A 15,738-nucleotide genomic window follows, 5' to 3' on the forward strand; every position below is an offset into this window, starting at 1 on the left:
GTACAGAGGATTTCTGCTCGTTCTATTTCACGCCGTCGATAAACCCGAGCGACAGCCACGGGAAGACAGCGAGCAGCACAATGAACAAAACCATGATAACCGCATACGGCGCGGCGCCCCGAACGATTGTGGATATCGGCGACGACGGGTCTACGCCTTTGAGCACGAACAGGTTGAGTCCGACCGGCGGCGTAATCAACGCCAGCTCCATGTTGACGACCATGATGATGGCAAACCAGATCGGGTCGAATCCCAGCGCTGTGATGATCGGATACAGGATCGGCAGCGTAATGACGAGAATGGATACCGTCTCCAAAAAGCAGCCCAGAACGAGCAGCAGGATATTGATGAGAATGAAGACGACCCATTTGGAAACAGGCAGGCTTGTCGCCATTTCGGTCATGGCCTGCGGGATTTGCAGCGATGTCAGGATAAAGCCGAACAGCATCGCCCCCACGATGATAAACAAAATCATCGCATTGGTTGCCACCGTCGAGAGCAATATTTTCTTGATGTTGTCCCAGGACAGGCTGCGATACACGAGTCCGGCTACGAGTGCGCTGAAGACGACACCGGCAGCAGCGGCTTCTGTCGGGGTAAAGATACCGGAGTAGATGCCGCCGATGATCAGTACCGGCATCATCAGCCCCCATATCGCTTTGCGTGTCCCTTGCCAGCGCTCTGCCCAGGTCGCTGGCGCCTCCTTGATGTGCCGCATTTTCCAGGAGGCGTATCCCATGAAGATCAGCAGCAGCAAGATCCCCGGAAGGACACCGGCGATGAACAGCTTTCCGACAGATTCGCCAGTGACTGAGCCGTAAATGATCATCGGCACGCTCGGCGGAATCAGGATACCCAAGGTTCCTCCCGCAGCGAGCAGGCCAAGCACCGCCTTTTTGTCATACCCGCGCGCCGTCATCTCGGGGATCGCCACCATCCCGATCGTGACCGCAGTCGCTACGCTGGAGCCGGAGATCGCAGCAAAAATTCCGCAGCACACCAGCGTCGCCAGGGCCAAGCCCCCGGGCAAATGACGCAGCCAGCGGCTTGCCATCTCATACAGCTCCTTGCCGACTCCGCTGAACAAAAGAATTTGACTCATCAGCACGTACATCGGCAAGGCGCTCATCGTAAAATCATCCAATGCCTTGTAGGCAATGATAGGGACTTGAGAAAGCCCGAGAGCCCCTCCGTTGAACCAGTACATGCCGATTGCCGCCAGTACCGCGAGAGTGAAGGCGACCGGCACCCCTACCAGCATCAGCGAGGCCATTCCTCCCGCAAAAAACAATCCCATTACGCCTCGCCTCCTTCCTGTCCGCGAATGTAGTCAACCAGTTGCAAGAGGAAGGCGAGACCGAGCAGCACGCCGCCGATGGGCAGCAACATTTCCGGAATGTACATCGGGATTTGAAGCAGGGAAGCGGAGGTGAATCCCAGCTCCATCGACTGTTGGACATGCTCCCAGCTCAAATAGCAAAACACCAGGCTGAACAAAAGACCGATCAGGGCCGATGCGATCAGCATCCAGCGGCGCACGGTCGCAGATACGTTGTGCAGCAGCAGGTCCACCTTGATATGGGCGTCCACCCGAACCGCGTAAGCCGCTCCGATGAAGCAGCTTCCCATGATTGCATAAATGGTAAGCTCGGTTGCCCAAATCGTCGGCGCGTTAAAAAGAGAGCGGGAGACGATCTCGTAAAAGGTCATCCCCGTTGCCAATACGATAAAGATACCGGCGATCACTCCGCCGAACTTGATCAAACTGTCGATCCAGCCATACAACACTTGAAAAAATTTCATGAAAACGTCCCCTCTTTGCTCCTCGCCTCAGGCTTTACTTGATGTTTTGCAGATCTCCCAGCAGTTCTTTGCCCAAGTCGCCGGCAGTTTTCAGGTACTCGTCCCAGGCTGGCTTGGCCGCTTCCTTCCACGCAGGAAGTTCCGCCTCTGGCACAACGTAGACTTCCATTCCTTTTTGCTTTAACTCGTCGGCGGTTTTCTTGTCTTCTGCTTCAGCCTGCTGGCGAATCCAGTCTTCCGTCTCTTTGGCTGTAGTGGTTAGCAGCTCCTGAGTTTTTGGCGGCAAAGCATCCCAGTACTTCTTGTTGACGGCAAGTACGAACTCCAGATAAGCGTAGTTGACGACGGTTAAATATTTGGATACCTCATCGTATTTCCGCTGAACCATCGCTGTCGTACCAGAGGTCGCACCGTCGATTGTCTTGCGCTGCAGAGCCATGTAAACCTCGCCTGCTCCCATAAAGACCGGTGCCGCGCCATACGCCTGGATCATCACGGACGGAATATGGCCGATACTGCGAATCTTCAGACCCTGGAAGTCTTCCGGCTTGGTCAACGGACGTGCACTGTTTGCAAATTGCGCGTACCCATAGTCCGCAAACAGCAATACCTTGGCACCCTTCTTCTCCATTTCCGCGTTCAGCTTCTCGCCGACCGATCCGGACAGCGCTTTCCCCGCCAATTCGTACGAGGTCGGAAGCGCAAACGGAACGTCGAACAGTCCCATTGCCGGAACCACAGATGCCCACAGCGTCGTGGAGTTGACGCCCATTTCCACGCCGCCTGTCAAAATGGCCTGGTTCATTTCTTTGTCAGAGAGCAATTGGCCGGCAGGATACACCTGCACTTTTACCTTGCCGCCGGAGCGCTCGGTTACTTTTTTGGCAAACTCCTCGATTCCCTTGGAAATATGGTGATCCTGCGGCAGGTTGTAAGCCAGGCGAATCGTCGCTTCCTGGTATTCGTCTGTAGCCGCCGCCGTGCCGCCTTGCGAGCTGTTCGCTGCAGGAGCGCTTCCGCTGCCTCCGGCCCCGCTTTGCGCAGGGGCTCCTCCACAGCCTGCCAGCAGTCCTCCCAGCAAACTGATTGTCGTCAGTACTCCTATCCATTTCTTTTTCATGGTCGAAACCCTCCTCTTTTATTTAAAAGCCAATCGTCGATTGCTCTTTCTTTTCTACGAGACGGATGCGCCCGAGCGGCATTCTCATCGAGAGGCTGACGGCGTACTCCGAAGCGTCTAAAAGTTTTGAAAATTCAATACCTGTCTTTACCTTCATCCTCTCAAACATATACACGACGTCTTCCGTCGCTACATTGCCCGCAGCTCCGGGTGCAAACGGACAGCCTCCCAGGCCCCCTGCAGCCGTCTCAAACGTCCGGATGCCTGCGGTATATGCCGCATACGTATTGGTCAAGGCCAGGCCGCGGGTGTCGTGAAGATGCAGGGACAATCGCTCAGAGCCCACCGCTTTGACCAGGCGATCACAGAGCGAGAATACTTCATCCGGGACGGCGATGCCGATGGTGTCAGCGATGCTGATCTCTCCTGCGCCCGCATCAAGCGCCTGCTCGGCGAGCCGCACCACGACATCCGGGTCCACTCTGCCTGCAAACGGACAACCGAAGCTGGTCGCAATGGAAAACCTGAGCAAGCGTCCCGATTCACCAGCCAACGGGACCAGCTCGCGGAACGCCTCCAGGTTCTCCTCAATCGTCTGGTTGATATTCGCTTTGTTAAAGGCCGGACTTGCCGAAGTCACCCAGTTGATCTCGCCCAGTGCGTAGCCGGCTGCCCGTTCGTACCCTTTCCGGTTGGGAACGAGAGCGCTGAACGAAACATGCGGAATGTCAGCCAGCGACCTCGCGACCTCTTCGGCATCCGCCATCTGCGGTACCCGCTTGGGATGGACAAACGAAGTGGCTTCAATCCTTGTCAGACCAGCGTCGGCCAGCGTGCGAATCAACTGCTGCTTTTTCTCCGTAGGAATAAACCCCGCCTCATTCTGCAATCCGTCTCGCGGCCCTACCTCCAGAATGGTTACATCTCTCGTCATATCGCTCTCTTCTCCTTCAGCATGGCCAATACGGCCGGGTCCAGCTGGAGCAGCTTTTCGAAAATCTCCTCGTTGTGCTCTCCCAGAGAAGGCCCTACCCACTCATGGGTACCGGGTGTTTCGGAAAGCTTCGGCACTACGCCGGGAAAGAGCACCTTTTCACCGTCCGGCAAATCAATTTCTTCGACCATCCCGCGCTCCCGATAATGCTCGTCCTGGACGATCTCCTCGATGCTGTAGATCGGTCCGACGGGAACAGCAGCCTCGTCCAGCAACCGCTGTGCTTCCTTGAGCGTATGCTGCTTTGTCCACTCCTCGATCACCTGATCGATGTAGGCGACGTCTTCCGCCCGTCCCTGATTGTTCGCATAGCGCGGATTTTCCGCCACATCGCTTCGTCCGATCGCATGCATCAGCCGTTTGAAAATGCTGTCGCCGTTTGCTCCGATCACGATGTATTTCCCGTCAGCGCACAAATACGTGTTGGACGGCGCGATTCCCGGGAGCGTGCTCCCTGTTCTTTCGCGGACGAGCCCTTTCAAGTCGTATTCCGGCAGGACGCCCTCGAGCAGGCTGAAAACGGCTTCATACAACGCCACATCAACCATCTGTCCCTTTTTCTCAGGTGACCTGTCTCGCGCGTGCAAGGCCATCATCCCGCCAATCACGGCGTACAGCCCCGCGGTCAAATCGCCGATGGCGACACCGACTCGCACTGGCGGCAGTTCGGGGTAGCCGGTCAGATAGCGCAGGCCGCCGATGGCTTCAGCCACGCTTCCAAATCCGGGTTTGTTGCGGTAGGGACCCGTTTGGCCATAGCCTGAAATCCGCACCATGATCAAGCCGGGATTCAGTTCGCTGAGGACATCGTACCCGATCCCCCACTTCTCCAGCGTTCCGGGTCTGAAGTTCTCAATGATGATGTCCACTTCCCGGGCCAGGGAGCGAATAATCTCCTGCCCTTCCTCCATGCGCATGTCTACTGTGATTGATTTTTTGTTGCGTGCCTGCACATACCACCAGACAGACGTGTCTTTGTGCATCGTCCGCCAGTTGCGCAAGGGATCGCCCTTTTCCGGGGTTTCCACCTTGATTACTTCCGCGCCGAATTCAGCGAAAATTTTACCGGCAAACGGTGCGGCCACAAGCGTTCCCAGCTCCAGGACACGCACGCCTTGCAGCGGCTTCGTCGTAGTCATTGGCCCCTCCTCATTGATCATCTGCTTGTTTTCGATCGGCTTCCATGCACAGCTCAAAATCGCGTGTGATGTGCTCTGTCATTCTCGCTTTGGCTTCTTCTCCATCCTGCCGGGCAATCGCCTCTACGATGGCCTGATGCTCGGAAATGACCGTTTCCGGCCGGCGAGGGTGAACCTCCAGGATGGCATTGCGGTAAAACGAGATCAACACTTTCAGTTCATTCATGATTTTTGTCAGGTACGGATTCTTGCTCGCTTCCGAAATGCGCTGGTGAAACGTGAAGTTCAACTCGTGCGTGCGCCGAGAGTCACTGGGGTAGTTCAGTTCCTTCATCCGTTCCAAAAGGTCCCGAAGCTCTCTTACCTCCGCCTCAGTCCTGCGTTCGGCAGCAAACATGGCTGCGGTCGGCTCCAGACTCAGACGGCACTCATACAGATGAGTAAAGTCGTCCGGAGTGGGCTGGTAGACGGTTACGCCTCCCTGCGCCTGAACGATAACTAAGCCGTCCTTTTCCAGACGGCGGATTGCTTCTCGAATCGGGCTCCGGCTCACGCCAGTTTCTTCGCAAATCCTCTCTTCAATCAGTCGCTGACCCGGGGCTAGGCCGCCAAACAGTATCTGTTCCCGCAAATACTCGTACACCTGGGACTGGAGTGTCTCACTCCGCTTGATCATTTTGGCCATAAGCTCAACCCACCCCAAACATGAAAACTGTATTCTGTATACAAAGATGTTTTTAAAATAGTAATACAATTGTAAAAAGAGTGTCAATTATGTTTGTTCAGCATATGAAACGGAATGTTACTCTTTCCCAGCAGAAAAACGCTCACAGGCGAATCAACAGCCCGCGAGCGTTTTTTATCATGCGACCAGCCTTACCCCTGGCCTGTCTTTTTTCGAGCAAACAAGTACGTACCCGATACCGCGAGCACCAGCACCGCCTGCGAAACGGCAACCATGGCAAACAGGCCATAAGCCTGAAAAATCATCGGGGACAGCAAAAAGCCGAGAAAAAACCCTCCACGCGTCAGCAGTGTCTGCATCCCCAAGGCACGCCCGCGAACCGTATTGTCCGCCTGTTGCACGATCGTCCTCTGAAACACCTCCCGCCATCCCTCCAGCACACCGGTCACGGTTAGCAGCAGCAGGATGATCAGCTGATGCCACCCGGCAAAGGCGAGCGAGATGACTATGGCCATCGCGAGCAACGAGATGCTCAGTGCCGAAAACTCCTTCCAGCCAAGACGCGGCGCCAGCCACGCCCCGACGAGTGTGCCGACACTCAAGAGCGACCACATCAATCCGTGAAAAGAAGCGTGGGATCGGACCGACATTTCAGCGAGCAGCGGAAGGCCATAGTTGTACGCCGCCACGCTGACGGTCCAGAAGAAAGACAGGATTATCACCGCAAGCAAGACATCGTTTTGCCGCAGATATGACCAGCCTTCCTGCAGGTCCTTTATCCAGGAAACACGCTGCCGCTTGTGTCTGCCCGCTGCCGGATAACTGTCCCACCGCAGCCGCACCAAGACAAGCGCAGAAGCAAAAAACGTGGCGGCGTCAAACCCGATGACCCATATATGCCCGAACAAGTCGCTGGCCACCCCGCCGAGGACAAATCCGATCATTCCTGCCACTGCCTCCAGCCGTACAATCAATCCGTTCACAGCAGCCAGCCCTTCTCCCGGAAACAGCTTCGGCATCGATGCCCGAAAGCTGATCTGGAATACGCTGAACAGGATGCCTTTTAGAAACGCGGCAGCCACCACCGTATACGGATGCGGAAAGAGGACGACAGCCGCGATCGCCAGGCCCGAGCCGAGATCACTTGCAATCATTGCCTTTCGCCGGTCAAAGCGGTCGGCCACTACCCCCGCCGCCAGACTGAACAGAAGGCCTCCCACTTGTCTGGCAAGAAAAAAAGCGGTCAGCCACATCGCACTATTTTCAAAAGTAAAAATCAACGCGGAAAACGCGATTAAATCCATACGCGACCCAAGGTCGGACAAGGCATTTACATACACGTACCACTTTCTTGTTTTCATCTGCTAAACCCCCTGATCGGTCAGACGGTTCAGCTCCTACGCCCCTGTTCAGGGCGTTTGTACACTGATTATGGCAGTTGACATGCGCAAGCCTCCTTTGCCTTATACACGGGTCTTGATCCATCATTGCTTTGCTGGAAAAGAGAAATCACTGTTTGACAGGGGCGTCCTCCCCAAACGTCTGCATGGACACGATTTGTGTCTCTCTTTCATGATATACCTGTTTGCTCTCTTCTCCAACGCCAAAACGTCAAAACAGCAAAAACATTTTGTCGTCTCCCTTCACACCTTCCCGATTTTACACATACAGATAAGCGAGAAAAACTACGCTTTGGAGGATGCAAATGATTGTAGAGGAAATTCGTAACGCCTTTGCTATACTGACTGAGCCAACCCCCAGTGAAATAAAGGAGGTTTTGTCCCGCCTCCCGCTCAGTGCGGACGCATTCGCTTCCTGCATGCCGTCCTCCGACGGACTTCCTTACGGCAGAGAAGTCCTCTTTCGCACGAACGATGTTGAAATCGTTCTCATTTACCTTCCGCCCGGCCACGAGTCCGCCCCTCACGACCACGGTTCGTCGTTTGGGTGGGAATACGTGCTCCAGGGTGAATTGATGAATATCAATCATTCCGTCATCCCCGGCTCTTCCCGCGCCCCCGCTTACGTCAGCGTACAGGAAACAATGTCTGTTGCATCTGGACAAGTGTACTTTATTGAAAAAGGACAGATACACGCCATCCGCAACGGCGGACAGACTCCGGTCATCTCTTTGAACGTCTATTCGCCGCCACTGTCTGGCTGCAAAGAGTATCGCATCTCGCCTGACTGTCTTCTGCCTGAAACGGAGAGCACCGGAAAAGGCGCTGCCCCCTGACTGTGGGGCAGCTTTTTCTTTTCATCAAGCAAACATTTTACTAGATCCGCTTCGAAGTGGTATGGTGGGGGGAGGGAGTGATTTGCGTGAAACTAAACAAAGGTGACGTTCTTTTTCGGCAGGGAGAGACGGGGCCGCTGTTTCATCTCCGGACCGGCCTTTTGAAAGTGGTTCGCCTGCAAGAGGACGGATCGCCCTTTCTTTTTAACCTGATCTTGCCCGGAGAAACTATACCTCACCATTCCTTGTTGACGGCAAAAGAGTACCATGGCACTGCCGTTGCCCTGATGAGCTGCGAAGTCGATGTGATTACTCCGGCTGAATGGTACCGGTCCCTGGAGGAAGACCCATACAAATACAGGGAGATTGCCCTCCAGCTCCAATCGAAGCTGCGGTTTACCCAACAGCGCATGGACCAGCTCACTGCCTCTTCTCCAAAGGAGAAGCTGGCTCTGATGACAGAGTGGTTTGGCAAATATATTGGAAATTACCCGATTACCGATCTGCTGACCCAGGAAGAAATCGGTCAATTCCTCGGTTTGCGCAGGGAGACCGTCAACCGGTTACTGCGGAAACAAACATAAGCACACCCGCAAAGGTGTGCTTGTTTCCTACAGATTTTCCGTGATTTCCGACAACTGATCAGCGGAAATCGCTACCTGTGAAACGGCATGGTTCATCTCTTCCATCACGTGGAAAAAGTTCTCAAGCTCTCGCTGGATCCGGCTGCTCTGCTCTTTGCTGTCTGTGACAGCACTGCGAATTTCATCGAAAAACCGGTTGGTCTCGCTGGTCATCGTCGTACTAGACGCAACCAGCTCTCGTACTTCGGCCACGACAGCAGACAGGCTGGCCGTCTGCGCATTCGTTTTTTCGATCAGCTCGGTCACGCCCGACACCGACTGCTTCGTCTGTTCAGCCAGCTTTCTCACTTCCCCGGCGACGACGGCAAAGCCGCGGCCCTGCTCTCCGGCACGGGCTGCTTCAATCGCAGCATTCAAGGCCAGCAGGTTTGTCTGCTCGGCAATCGCCGTGACCACATCTACAATCCCGCGAATTTTCTCCGAGATCTCCTCCAGTGTCCGCATTTCCGACGCGATCTGCTCAGCGCTTTGCTGGATCAGCTTCATTTGCTGCTGCTGATTTTCCAGCTTCTGCTTGCCCTCATCAGAGAGGTGCTGAGCCTTGTTGGAGAAACCGGTTCCGTTCTCCGCATAACGCAGCACCTCCCGCGACTGCTCGGTCAATTGATGCACGGATGCGCTCGTCTCCTCGGAAACTGCCGCCAGCTCATGGGCGGAGTTGGAGAGGACGACCCGCAGCTCGTCCTTCTTGCGTTGGGCCTCCTGCCTTATTTGTTCATGCTTGTTTTCGTACTCCTCCAACACGATTTGCTGCTCAATGTTTAAAATCTTCGTGACAACGGTAATCGCACGGATACATTCACGCTTGTCCGCGATTTCCCGCTCCAAAAGAGTGATTAAGGATACAAGCAGGTTTTGAAAGGCGCACATATACCATTTCGGCTCCAGACCGATCTTCAAATGCATGACCGCGATTCGGCTGCGCTGTTCAATATAGCTGTGATCAATCTTTCCGCTGAACATCTCCGTGATATGCCGGGTCAGCGTTCCCTTCAATCTTTCAATCGTACTGTTCTTATCAATGATAGCCATCAAAGACGGCTCTTTTTCCAGGTTTTCGTAGAAACAATTTACAATATCGCCAATATTTTGAACAACGAGCGGTTGCAGCATTTTTACCGCGGCCAGATCATCCTCAGTCAGATCAATCAAGGATAATTGCTTTAACAGCTCAGACTTTGATTCAATTATCACTTCTCCTGTTTCCATCTTGCCGTGGAAAAAGGATTCCGTCTGCTTGCTTTTTTTTAAGCCAAACCAGCTGGAAAACGGGCACTTGCTCATTGTATGGTCTCCTTTGGAATCTTTCGTTTTCACTGTATTTACAGTAACTATACTATAATTTTTTCCAGTTTGGTATGCCCTCCCTAGATAAAAATGCCCAGCACGACGAGAAATTTTACCGTTTTCCGCAAGCGAACAAGGACTTCCTTCCCTCTCTTGTGCGGCCGTACCCCTACCATTGTATCCCAAACCAGTCCACAATGTTAACGCTTTCAAAAAATAGAGCGAAAATCTCTACTCAGGAAGACTTAAAACCCATCGTGCAACAAAAGCCGGTAACTGAGGCACACTATTCCATGTAGCGGCCCGGACAGACGCTCTCTCAGCGGCTTCACTGAAAACTCATCTGCTCCCCTTCTTGTTGGAAACAGGGCTAACGGACAAACGCAGCCTCATACTTTGGTCTAAACAACCTTTGGATGAGGAGGGCGTCGCCATGAAACGATCTACCCCGGAGCACCCAAACCGTCGCTCCCCGAGCGAGTCGGCTCTGCGCTCGGCCTGTGATTTTCTGATCCACCACGTATTTCCGCGTGTGAACAGACAGGCAGGACAAAAAGTCCGGTCTGGCGCAAGCAGCGATACATCAATTCCTGGCAGGAGTATGGCGTATGAAGATTCGTCTCGTCCAAAACGGAATGATCACCCTGATTGACGATATTGAACAGACCCAGTTCCCGCCGAGAAACGGCTTTTATTGGATCGATGCCTCGCTGTTTGACCTCGATGTGCTGCAGCACCTCTTTGGCCTGCACGACTTGGCGATCGAGGACTGCATCGACGAGGAGGAGCAGCGCCCGAAGCTGGAAGTGTACGAGGACCATTACTTCATCGTGATCAACAGTGTGGAATTTGGGAACCAGGATATTTTTTTGCGCGAGGTCAATCTGTTTCTCGGCGGTCACTATATCATCACCGTTGCAAAGCACGACACCGGCCTTTACCCGCGGGTGCTGCAAATTATCAGAGAAGAAGAGGTCAACCGGCCGGATGCCTTTCTTTATCATCTGGTGGATCAAATTGTAGAGAGTTTTTTTGAGGTCGTGGAGAAAATCGAGGACTTGATCGAAAAGCTGGAGGAAGAAATCCTGGTGAATGCAAAAAAGGCGCAGCTCCACCAGATTATCGGACTGCGGAGTGAAGTGTTGTATGCACGTAAAATGCTCTTGCCGCAGCGGGATCTGATCGATGCTCTGCACAAAAAAGATCTGCCGTTGATCGACCGCAAACTGCGGAAGTATTTTGGAGACATCCTGGAAAACGCAGTAAAAATCGTGGAGAGCTTCGAAACGTTCCGGGAGCTGATCGGCAACCTTCGTGAAGCCTATCATTCTTCGGTAGCTGGCCGTGCCAATGATATCATGCGGATTTTTACAGCATTGACCACAATTTTCATGCCGCTCACGATTGTGACCGGAATATACGGCATGAATTTCGAGTATATGCCCGAGCTGAAATCTCCGCATGGCTATTATATCGTTTTGGCCTTTATGGCTTCTCTGGGAATCGTCATGTACCTGATCTTCAAAAAGAAGGAATGGCTCTAACGGTACGGGCGGGCACGGACGCTAAAACAGCCCGTCGCAGGAGACGATCATCAGGTGGAGCCGTTTGGATAAATCGTATTCATACGGATTTGCTACGGGACTTCCGCTCTCATCGTACAAGATGCGAACGATCGGTCTGCTCGGTGTCCCCTTGTTGTAGTCCACGACAACGCCAGACTCACCTGTATTTAACACGACCGTCAATCCCAGCGGGTAAAGCGCAATCGTATCGCGAAGTCTTTCGACATATTCTTTGGCGTACAGTGTCTCGACACCTGTGTACAAAAGCTCCATCGCCTCGTGGGGCAGCATGGGCGGTCTATAGACGCGATGGGTCGTCAGCGCGTCAAAAACGTCGCAGACCGCCATCAGTTGCGCGTAGGGATGGATCTCGTCTCCCTTCAGCCCGCGTGGATAGCCTGTCCCATTTATTCTTTCGTGATGCTGAAAAGCGCAATGTGCCGCCAACAGCGGAATGTCATCCTGGCGCCGCAGCATTTCAAAGCCTATTTCTGTGTGCTTTTTCATTGTTTGAAATTCATCATCGGTCAGGCGTCCCGGTTTCTTCAGAATTTCATCGGGAATCGACATTTTTCCGATATCGTGGAGTATGCCTCCCACGCCGATATCCAGCACTTCTCTCTCCCCAAAATCGGATTTCAGGGCCAAGGCTGTAGAATAGAGCATCACATTAAATGAATGCGCGAAAATGTAATGGTCGAACGCGCAGGCATCAGCCAGCAGGTTCATGGCGGAGTCCTTGCCCTTCAGTTCATCTGCGACTGTCGCAAGTACCTGCCTGATTTGCCTGCCAAACTGCCTGTCTGAAAACATTTGCTGCCATTTCTGGGGACTTTGGTGGGAAGCGCGGAATGTCTCGTTGATTAGCCCCATTGCTTCCCGCCGTGTCTCTTCCGAAACGGGCGCCTCTACTACAATATCCTCTGTCCGTTTGTCCTGTATGTATACATTGGTGATGTTCATATTGATCAGCCGATTGATCATGCGCTGTGTCAGGCTTACTCCTGCGCCTACCAGGATGGTTCCGTTCTCCGCGTAGACAGAGCGAGCCAGCGTGACACCAGGCTGACATTTATGAATAGAGAGTAATCTCATTTCCATTCTTCGCCTTTCTTTCAAAGTACCCCTATTATACCGCGATTCAAGATTCTTCTACATTTCTTTTTCCTGATTTTGTTGTATTTTGTCGAAAAAACGCCTCGTCCCCAGGACAAAGGCGTTTTTCTTCTTAAAACATTTTTCGTACCGCATCCCGCCCAATCGTTCCGGCGGCAATGCCAAGCTTCTCGGCAGTGAGAGTGACTGACTCCAGCGGAGCGTCCAGCAATTCTTCGATCGTTTTGACACCGACCGCCCGGCCCGCAATAATTTCCCGGCTAGCCAGCTTTTCATTCAACAGACCCACATCCAGGGCTCCGCACATGATATATCCTTTATCCGTCGTAACCGCCAGCAGAGTGGTCTTCGGCAGGCGAACCGTAACAGCGATGGCAGTTCCTTCGGCAAAATGAACAGGCTGTACCTCAATCATCGTGAGTTCCTCCTTCTTTTCAGCTTCACGTAGGCGCGCTACCATCCTATGATATTGCTGGCCGGAAGGTGTCAGTCATCAGTGGATCAGAGAGACGGGCGGACGCTCGTCATCCATCGCTACCTTTCGCTTCATGACTTCAATCATGTAGGTGGCCAGCATATGAAACAGCTCTTCTTCGTCCATCTCCGTCACAAGCTTGATGAGATCCTGATGGGATTGTTCGTCCAGAATACCTACGATAATCGCAACGATGTCTTCCTCGTCGCCGTTGAAGTGCCCTTTGTACATCTCGTATACTTCATCGATAAACCGCATGGGCTGCCGCCTCCTTTTCCCTGTTAGCATGCCCTATTCCACGGCCTGCTTTTCGTCAGGAAGGCGCCAGGGGGAGCCAGCGAGGCTGGAGAGCCGCGGCAATCAGCTCCGTATCAGCCAATGTTTGGGCCAGGATTTCCCGAAGCATTTCCGGGAGGTAAAAACGGACGTCGGCCCCTTCCGCCAGTTCGGGAAACATTCGATTAAACATGAACATATCGATGGTACCTACGCGATAGGTGCGTCCGGCATCCAGCGCTTCTCCGTTGACCTCGACCCTTGAAATTCGCGGGCTGTCCCCCGTTTCATACCATACGTGGAGACCGTCTATTCCCATCCATCCCGTCACCTTGCCGCGGAAGCCGAATCCCCGCAGCTCCCGATTCACGGTCTGCGGCTGGATCGACTGCTGCAGCACTTTGTAAAGCTGCTCGCCGGTTATCGAAACAGCGCACGGGTTGATCGGGTGGGGGACGCAGTGAAGCAAATCCCGATAGCTCACCCTTCCATTTTTCAAAGGAGCGAGCAAAAGGCCGTTGTTGGCCAGGCCCACCTCTGCTTGTGTCCATTTTCGTAGTGATGCGGCCAGAATCGAGCCGAACGCCGTTTCTTCCGTCCAGGAGATATTCAGGTTGACCGAAAGCTCAACCGCCGTCTGATCGAGCCGTTTTTCTGCCGCCTCCTGTTTTTTGGCTAAGAGGGCGTCTAATACCGGTTCAGACGGATACTCGCTGGAAACAAGCAGCTCTGCAGATGCCTCTCGCACTCGTTTCGCCACTCTGTCCCACACCAGCCGCACATGTCCGACGTGGCGGCCAAACACGCCTGTTTGCGCCACCAGTGTGCCGTTGATGTGTTCGCCCCGCTCCAACTGATGATGAGTGTGGGCTCCCAAAATGACGTCCACTCCCTGAAGCTCTCGGGCCAGCCTGCAGTCGTCGGGATAGCCCAGATGAGACAGCAGAACGATAACGTCTACATTCGGACGCAAGGCTGCCACTTGCTCCCGCAAATGCTCGAGAGGCTCTTTGGATTCCCAGCCGAGCAGCTTGTAAAACGGGGGAAAGGACGCCGTGACACCCAAAATGCCGACACGGAGATCGTCCCACTCATGAACGGCATGCGAGGCCGCCCAAGGCGGTATCCTGCCGGTTGCCGGATCGATCAGGTTTCCCAGTACAACTGTAAAGGTCGCCTGCTCATAGAGAGCATCCAGTCTTTCTTTCGGAAAGGTGATTCCCTCGTTGTTTCCTATCGTCACATACTCATAGCCGCTGTGGTTCAGCACTTCTACATTGGCCCGTCCCCATGTGGCTTCTGTCTTCACATCCATCCGGTCAGCGTGATCGCCGATGTCTACTGTCAATACATGCTCTCCCAGCGCTTCCCACCTCTGTCTGTTTTGCCGCAGACAAGTGGCAATGCGGGACATGCTGGAAAAATGGCTGTGCACGTCATTGGTGTGCAAAATATGCAAGGTACAGGTGTCCGCCACGACTTTCCCTCCCTTTTCTCTCTGGTATCTTTTCCGCTATGACGTCTATTGCGTTGGGTTTCCTGCAAGCCCGATTTACTTCGTCACCGCTTCCCCGATCATCTGAATCGCCATGCCCAAAATCAAGATGCGGAGCACCAGCACGATCGTCTGCCCTTTCATCCGGTTAGCCGCCAGTACCCCCAGCTTGCCTCCTGCCCATGCACCCGGAGCCAGCATCGCCGCGTACAACCAGTTCACATGGTCATGCAGGATATTTGTCGCCGACCCGACCATTGCGGAGAAAAAGATAACCAGCATGGACGTGGCAGCGGCAATATGGGGCGGAAATCGAAACAGGATCATCATCGCCGGCACCATCAAAATCCCTCCGCCTACGCCAAACAGCGAGGAGACGATCCCGACCAAAAAAGCGACAAAAACGGCAAGCCAGCGATTGTAGCCGTATTCGTACTCCACGCCTTCCGCATCGACAAATCGCCGCCGGACATCCCAGTTCACGCTGCGCGGCTTCAGTTTGTCCTTTACCATCATCAAGGCAAACATGCTGAGCTGAAACAAGCCAAACAACAGTGAAAATGCCTTTATTGGTAGTAATGTATTAAGATAGACACCGACAATAGCACCGGGAGCACTGCCCAAAAAAAAGAGCAGCGCGGTTTGGATATCCGCTCTTTTCTGTTTGATATAAGAAACGGAGGAGGACAGGGCCGTCACTCCAATCACGATCAATGACGTACCTGCCGCCATCTGCGGGCTGACAGAACCTGGTGCATATACGTTGCCGAGATAAAGCAACGCCGGGACGAAAAACATGCCTCCGCCCAAACCGGCGATGCTGCCGACGACTCCAGCGAACAGGCCGATAATGAGAAACATGCCTGCCAAAGCATAAATCATGTGCTACCCTTCTCTCTGATC

The 15,738-nt window shown here is 53.6% G+C and carries 17 protein-coding genes; 4 read left to right on the plus strand and 13 right to left on the minus strand.

Going from position 1 to position 15,738, the window contains the following annotated elements:
- Nucleotides 1-22: 22 nt before the first annotated feature.
- From NST96_RS22145 to NST96_RS22175, 7 genes are all read right to left on the minus strand, one after another.
- Complete coding sequence (locus NST96_RS22145; protein WP_003392358.1) at nucleotides 23-1,297, minus strand: TRAP transporter large permease subunit; 1,275 nt, start codon at nucleotides 1,295-1,297, stop codon at nucleotides 23-25.
- Nucleotides 1,297-1,803 carry a TRAP transporter small permease gene (locus NST96_RS22150; RefSeq protein WP_024983070.1) on the minus strand — a complete coding sequence of 169 codons (507 nt, stop codon included), beginning with the start codon at nucleotides 1,801-1,803 and terminating at the stop codon, nucleotides 1,297-1,299. The genes NST96_RS22145 and NST96_RS22150 overlap by 1 nt, the downstream gene beginning before the upstream one ends.
- A gap of 34 nt (nucleotides 1,804-1,837) precedes the next feature.
- Complete coding sequence (locus NST96_RS22155) at nucleotides 1,838-2,923, minus strand: DctP family TRAP transporter solute-binding subunit (protein WP_003392360.1); 1,086 nt, start codon at nucleotides 2,921-2,923, stop codon at nucleotides 1,838-1,840.
- A gap of 22 nt (nucleotides 2,924-2,945) precedes the next feature.
- Nucleotides 2,946-3,857, minus strand: coding sequence for a hydroxymethylglutaryl-CoA lyase (locus NST96_RS22160; protein WP_031932731.1), 912 nt, complete (start codon nucleotides 3,855-3,857; stop codon nucleotides 2,946-2,948).
- Nucleotides 3,854-5,056, minus strand: a complete 1,203-nt coding sequence (locus tag NST96_RS22165; RefSeq protein ID WP_003392364.1) for a CoA transferase — start codon at nucleotides 5,054-5,056, stop codon at nucleotides 3,854-3,856. The genes NST96_RS22160 and NST96_RS22165 overlap by 4 nt, the downstream gene beginning before the upstream one ends.
- Nucleotides 5,057-5,066: 10 nt before the next feature.
- A complete protein-coding gene (locus NST96_RS22170) occupies nucleotides 5,067-5,741 on the minus strand; it encodes a GntR family transcriptional regulator (RefSeq protein ID WP_003392368.1) in 675 nt (224 codons plus the stop codon).
- Between the two features lie 191 nt (nucleotides 5,742-5,932).
- On the minus strand, nucleotides 5,933-7,102 hold the full coding sequence (locus tag NST96_RS22175) for an MFS transporter (RefSeq protein ID WP_342404639.1): 1,170 nt from the start codon (nucleotides 7,100-7,102) through the stop codon (nucleotides 5,933-5,935).
- Between the two features lie 344 nt (nucleotides 7,103-7,446).
- Between NST96_RS22175 and NST96_RS22180 the strand changes: the two genes are divergently transcribed.
- Both NST96_RS22180 and NST96_RS22185 read left to right on the plus strand, forming a co-directional pair.
- Nucleotides 7,447-7,977 carry a cysteine dioxygenase family protein gene (locus tag NST96_RS22180; RefSeq protein ID WP_051925515.1) on the plus strand — a complete coding sequence of 177 codons (531 nt, stop codon included), beginning with the start codon at nucleotides 7,447-7,449 and terminating at the stop codon, nucleotides 7,975-7,977.
- A gap of 86 nt (nucleotides 7,978-8,063) precedes the next feature.
- Complete coding sequence (locus NST96_RS22185; RefSeq protein WP_003392371.1) at nucleotides 8,064-8,561, plus strand: Crp/Fnr family transcriptional regulator; 498 nt, start codon at nucleotides 8,064-8,066, stop codon at nucleotides 8,559-8,561.
- A gap of 27 nt (nucleotides 8,562-8,588) precedes the next feature.
- On the opposite strand, the gene NST96_RS22190 is transcribed toward NST96_RS22185, so the two are convergent.
- Nucleotides 8,589-9,905 (minus strand): globin-coupled sensor protein, encoded by a 1,317-nt coding sequence (locus NST96_RS22190; protein ID WP_342404643.1) that lies wholly within the window; start codon nucleotides 9,903-9,905, stop codon nucleotides 8,589-8,591.
- Nucleotides 9,906-10,341: 436 nt separating this feature from the next.
- Here NST96_RS22190 and NST96_RS22195 point away from each other — a divergent pair, with 436 nt between their 5' ends.
- Both NST96_RS22195 and corA read left to right on the plus strand, forming a co-directional pair.
- Nucleotides 10,342-10,560 (plus strand): hypothetical protein, encoded by a 219-nt coding sequence (locus NST96_RS22195; RefSeq protein ID WP_141334135.1) that lies wholly within the window; start codon nucleotides 10,342-10,344, stop codon nucleotides 10,558-10,560.
- The gene (gene corA / locus NST96_RS22200; RefSeq protein ID WP_024983064.1) at nucleotides 10,517-11,452 is read left to right on the plus strand and encodes a magnesium/cobalt transporter CorA; all 936 of its coding nucleotides are present in this window, start codon (nucleotides 10,517-10,519) and stop codon (nucleotides 11,450-11,452) included. The genes NST96_RS22195 and corA overlap by 44 nt, the downstream gene beginning before the upstream one ends.
- Before the next feature lie 21 nt (nucleotides 11,453-11,473).
- Here corA and NST96_RS22205 read toward each other — a convergent pair whose 3' ends face one another.
- The 5 genes from NST96_RS22205 to NST96_RS22225 form a co-directional block, all read right to left on the minus strand.
- Entirely contained in the window at nucleotides 11,474-12,574 is a 1,101-nt protein-coding gene (locus tag NST96_RS22205; RefSeq protein ID WP_003392374.1) for an HD-GYP domain-containing protein, read from the minus strand.
- A gap of 127 nt (nucleotides 12,575-12,701) precedes the next feature.
- Nucleotides 12,702-13,004: a DUF1805 domain-containing protein gene (locus tag NST96_RS22210; protein ID WP_003392376.1), complete on the minus strand. Its 303-nt coding sequence runs from the start codon at nucleotides 13,002-13,004 to the stop codon at nucleotides 12,702-12,704.
- A gap of 78 nt (nucleotides 13,005-13,082) precedes the next feature.
- On the minus strand, nucleotides 13,083-13,322 hold the full coding sequence (locus NST96_RS22215; protein WP_003392377.1) for a DUF6154 family protein: 240 nt from the start codon (nucleotides 13,320-13,322) through the stop codon (nucleotides 13,083-13,085).
- Between the two features lie 55 nt (nucleotides 13,323-13,377).
- Nucleotides 13,378-14,817 (minus strand): bifunctional UDP-sugar hydrolase/5'-nucleotidase, encoded by a 1,440-nt coding sequence (locus NST96_RS22220; RefSeq protein ID WP_003392378.1) that lies wholly within the window; start codon nucleotides 14,815-14,817, stop codon nucleotides 13,378-13,380.
- Nucleotides 14,818-14,892: 75 nt separating this feature from the next.
- Nucleotides 14,893-15,717: a sulfite exporter TauE/SafE family protein gene (locus NST96_RS22225; protein ID WP_024983062.1), complete on the minus strand. Its 825-nt coding sequence runs from the start codon at nucleotides 15,715-15,717 to the stop codon at nucleotides 14,893-14,895.
- Nucleotides 15,718-15,738 lie beyond the last annotated feature (21 nt).

The organism is Brevibacillus sp. FSL K6-2834 (genome assembly GCF_038592925.1).
Classification (GTDB): domain Bacteria; phylum Bacillota; class Bacilli; order Brevibacillales; family Brevibacillaceae; genus Brevibacillus; species Brevibacillus borstelensis.

Excerpts from the sequence above, each read along its gene's own strand:
- NST96_RS22150 (WP_024983070.1), bottom strand. The coding sequence starts at position 1,803 with ATGAAATTTTTTCAAGTGTTGTATGGCTGGATCGACAGTTTGATCAAG.
- NST96_RS22165 (WP_003392364.1), bottom strand. The coding sequence starts at position 5,056 with ATGACTACGACGAAGCCGCTGCAAGGCGTGCGTGTCCTGGAGCTGGGA.
- NST96_RS22155 (WP_003392360.1), bottom strand. The coding sequence starts at position 2,923 with ATGAAAAAGAAATGGATAGGAGTACTGACGACAATCAGTTTGCTGGGA.
- NST96_RS22195 (WP_141334135.1), top strand. The coding sequence starts at position 10,342 with ATGAAACGATCTACCCCGGAGCACCCAAACCGTCGCTCCCCGAGCGAG.
- NST96_RS22205 (WP_003392374.1), bottom strand. The coding sequence starts at position 12,574 with ATGGAAATGAGATTACTCTCTATTCATAAATGTCAGCCTGGTGTCACG.
- NST96_RS22215 (WP_003392377.1), bottom strand. The coding sequence starts at position 13,322 with ATGCGGTTTATCGATGAAGTATACGAGATGTACAAAGGGCACTTCAAC.
- NST96_RS22170 (WP_003392368.1), bottom strand. The coding sequence starts at position 5,741 with ATGGCCAAAATGATCAAGCGGAGTGAGACACTCCAGTCCCAGGTGTAC.
- NST96_RS22175 (WP_342404639.1), bottom strand. The coding sequence starts at position 7,102 with ATGAAAACAAGAAAGTGGTACGTGTATGTAAATGCCTTGTCCGACCTT.
- corA (WP_024983064.1), top strand. The coding sequence starts at position 10,517 with ATGAAGATTCGTCTCGTCCAAAACGGAATGATCACCCTGATTGACGAT.
- NST96_RS22210 (WP_003392376.1), bottom strand. The coding sequence starts at position 13,004 with ATGATTGAGGTACAGCCTGTTCATTTTGCCGAAGGAACTGCCATCGCT.
- NST96_RS22145 (WP_003392358.1), bottom strand. The coding sequence starts at position 1,297 with ATGGGATTGTTTTTTGCGGGAGGAATGGCCTCGCTGATGCTGGTAGGG.
- NST96_RS22225 (WP_024983062.1), bottom strand. The coding sequence starts at position 15,717 with ATGATTTATGCTTTGGCAGGCATGTTTCTCATTATCGGCCTGTTCGCT.
- NST96_RS22190 (WP_342404643.1), bottom strand. The coding sequence starts at position 9,905 with ATGAGCAAGTGCCCGTTTTCCAGCTGGTTTGGCTTAAAAAAAAGCAAG.
- NST96_RS22180 (WP_051925515.1), top strand. The coding sequence starts at position 7,447 with ATGATTGTAGAGGAAATTCGTAACGCCTTTGCTATACTGACTGAGCCA.
- NST96_RS22160 (WP_031932731.1), bottom strand. The coding sequence starts at position 3,857 with ATGACGAGAGATGTAACCATTCTGGAGGTAGGGCCGCGAGACGGATTG.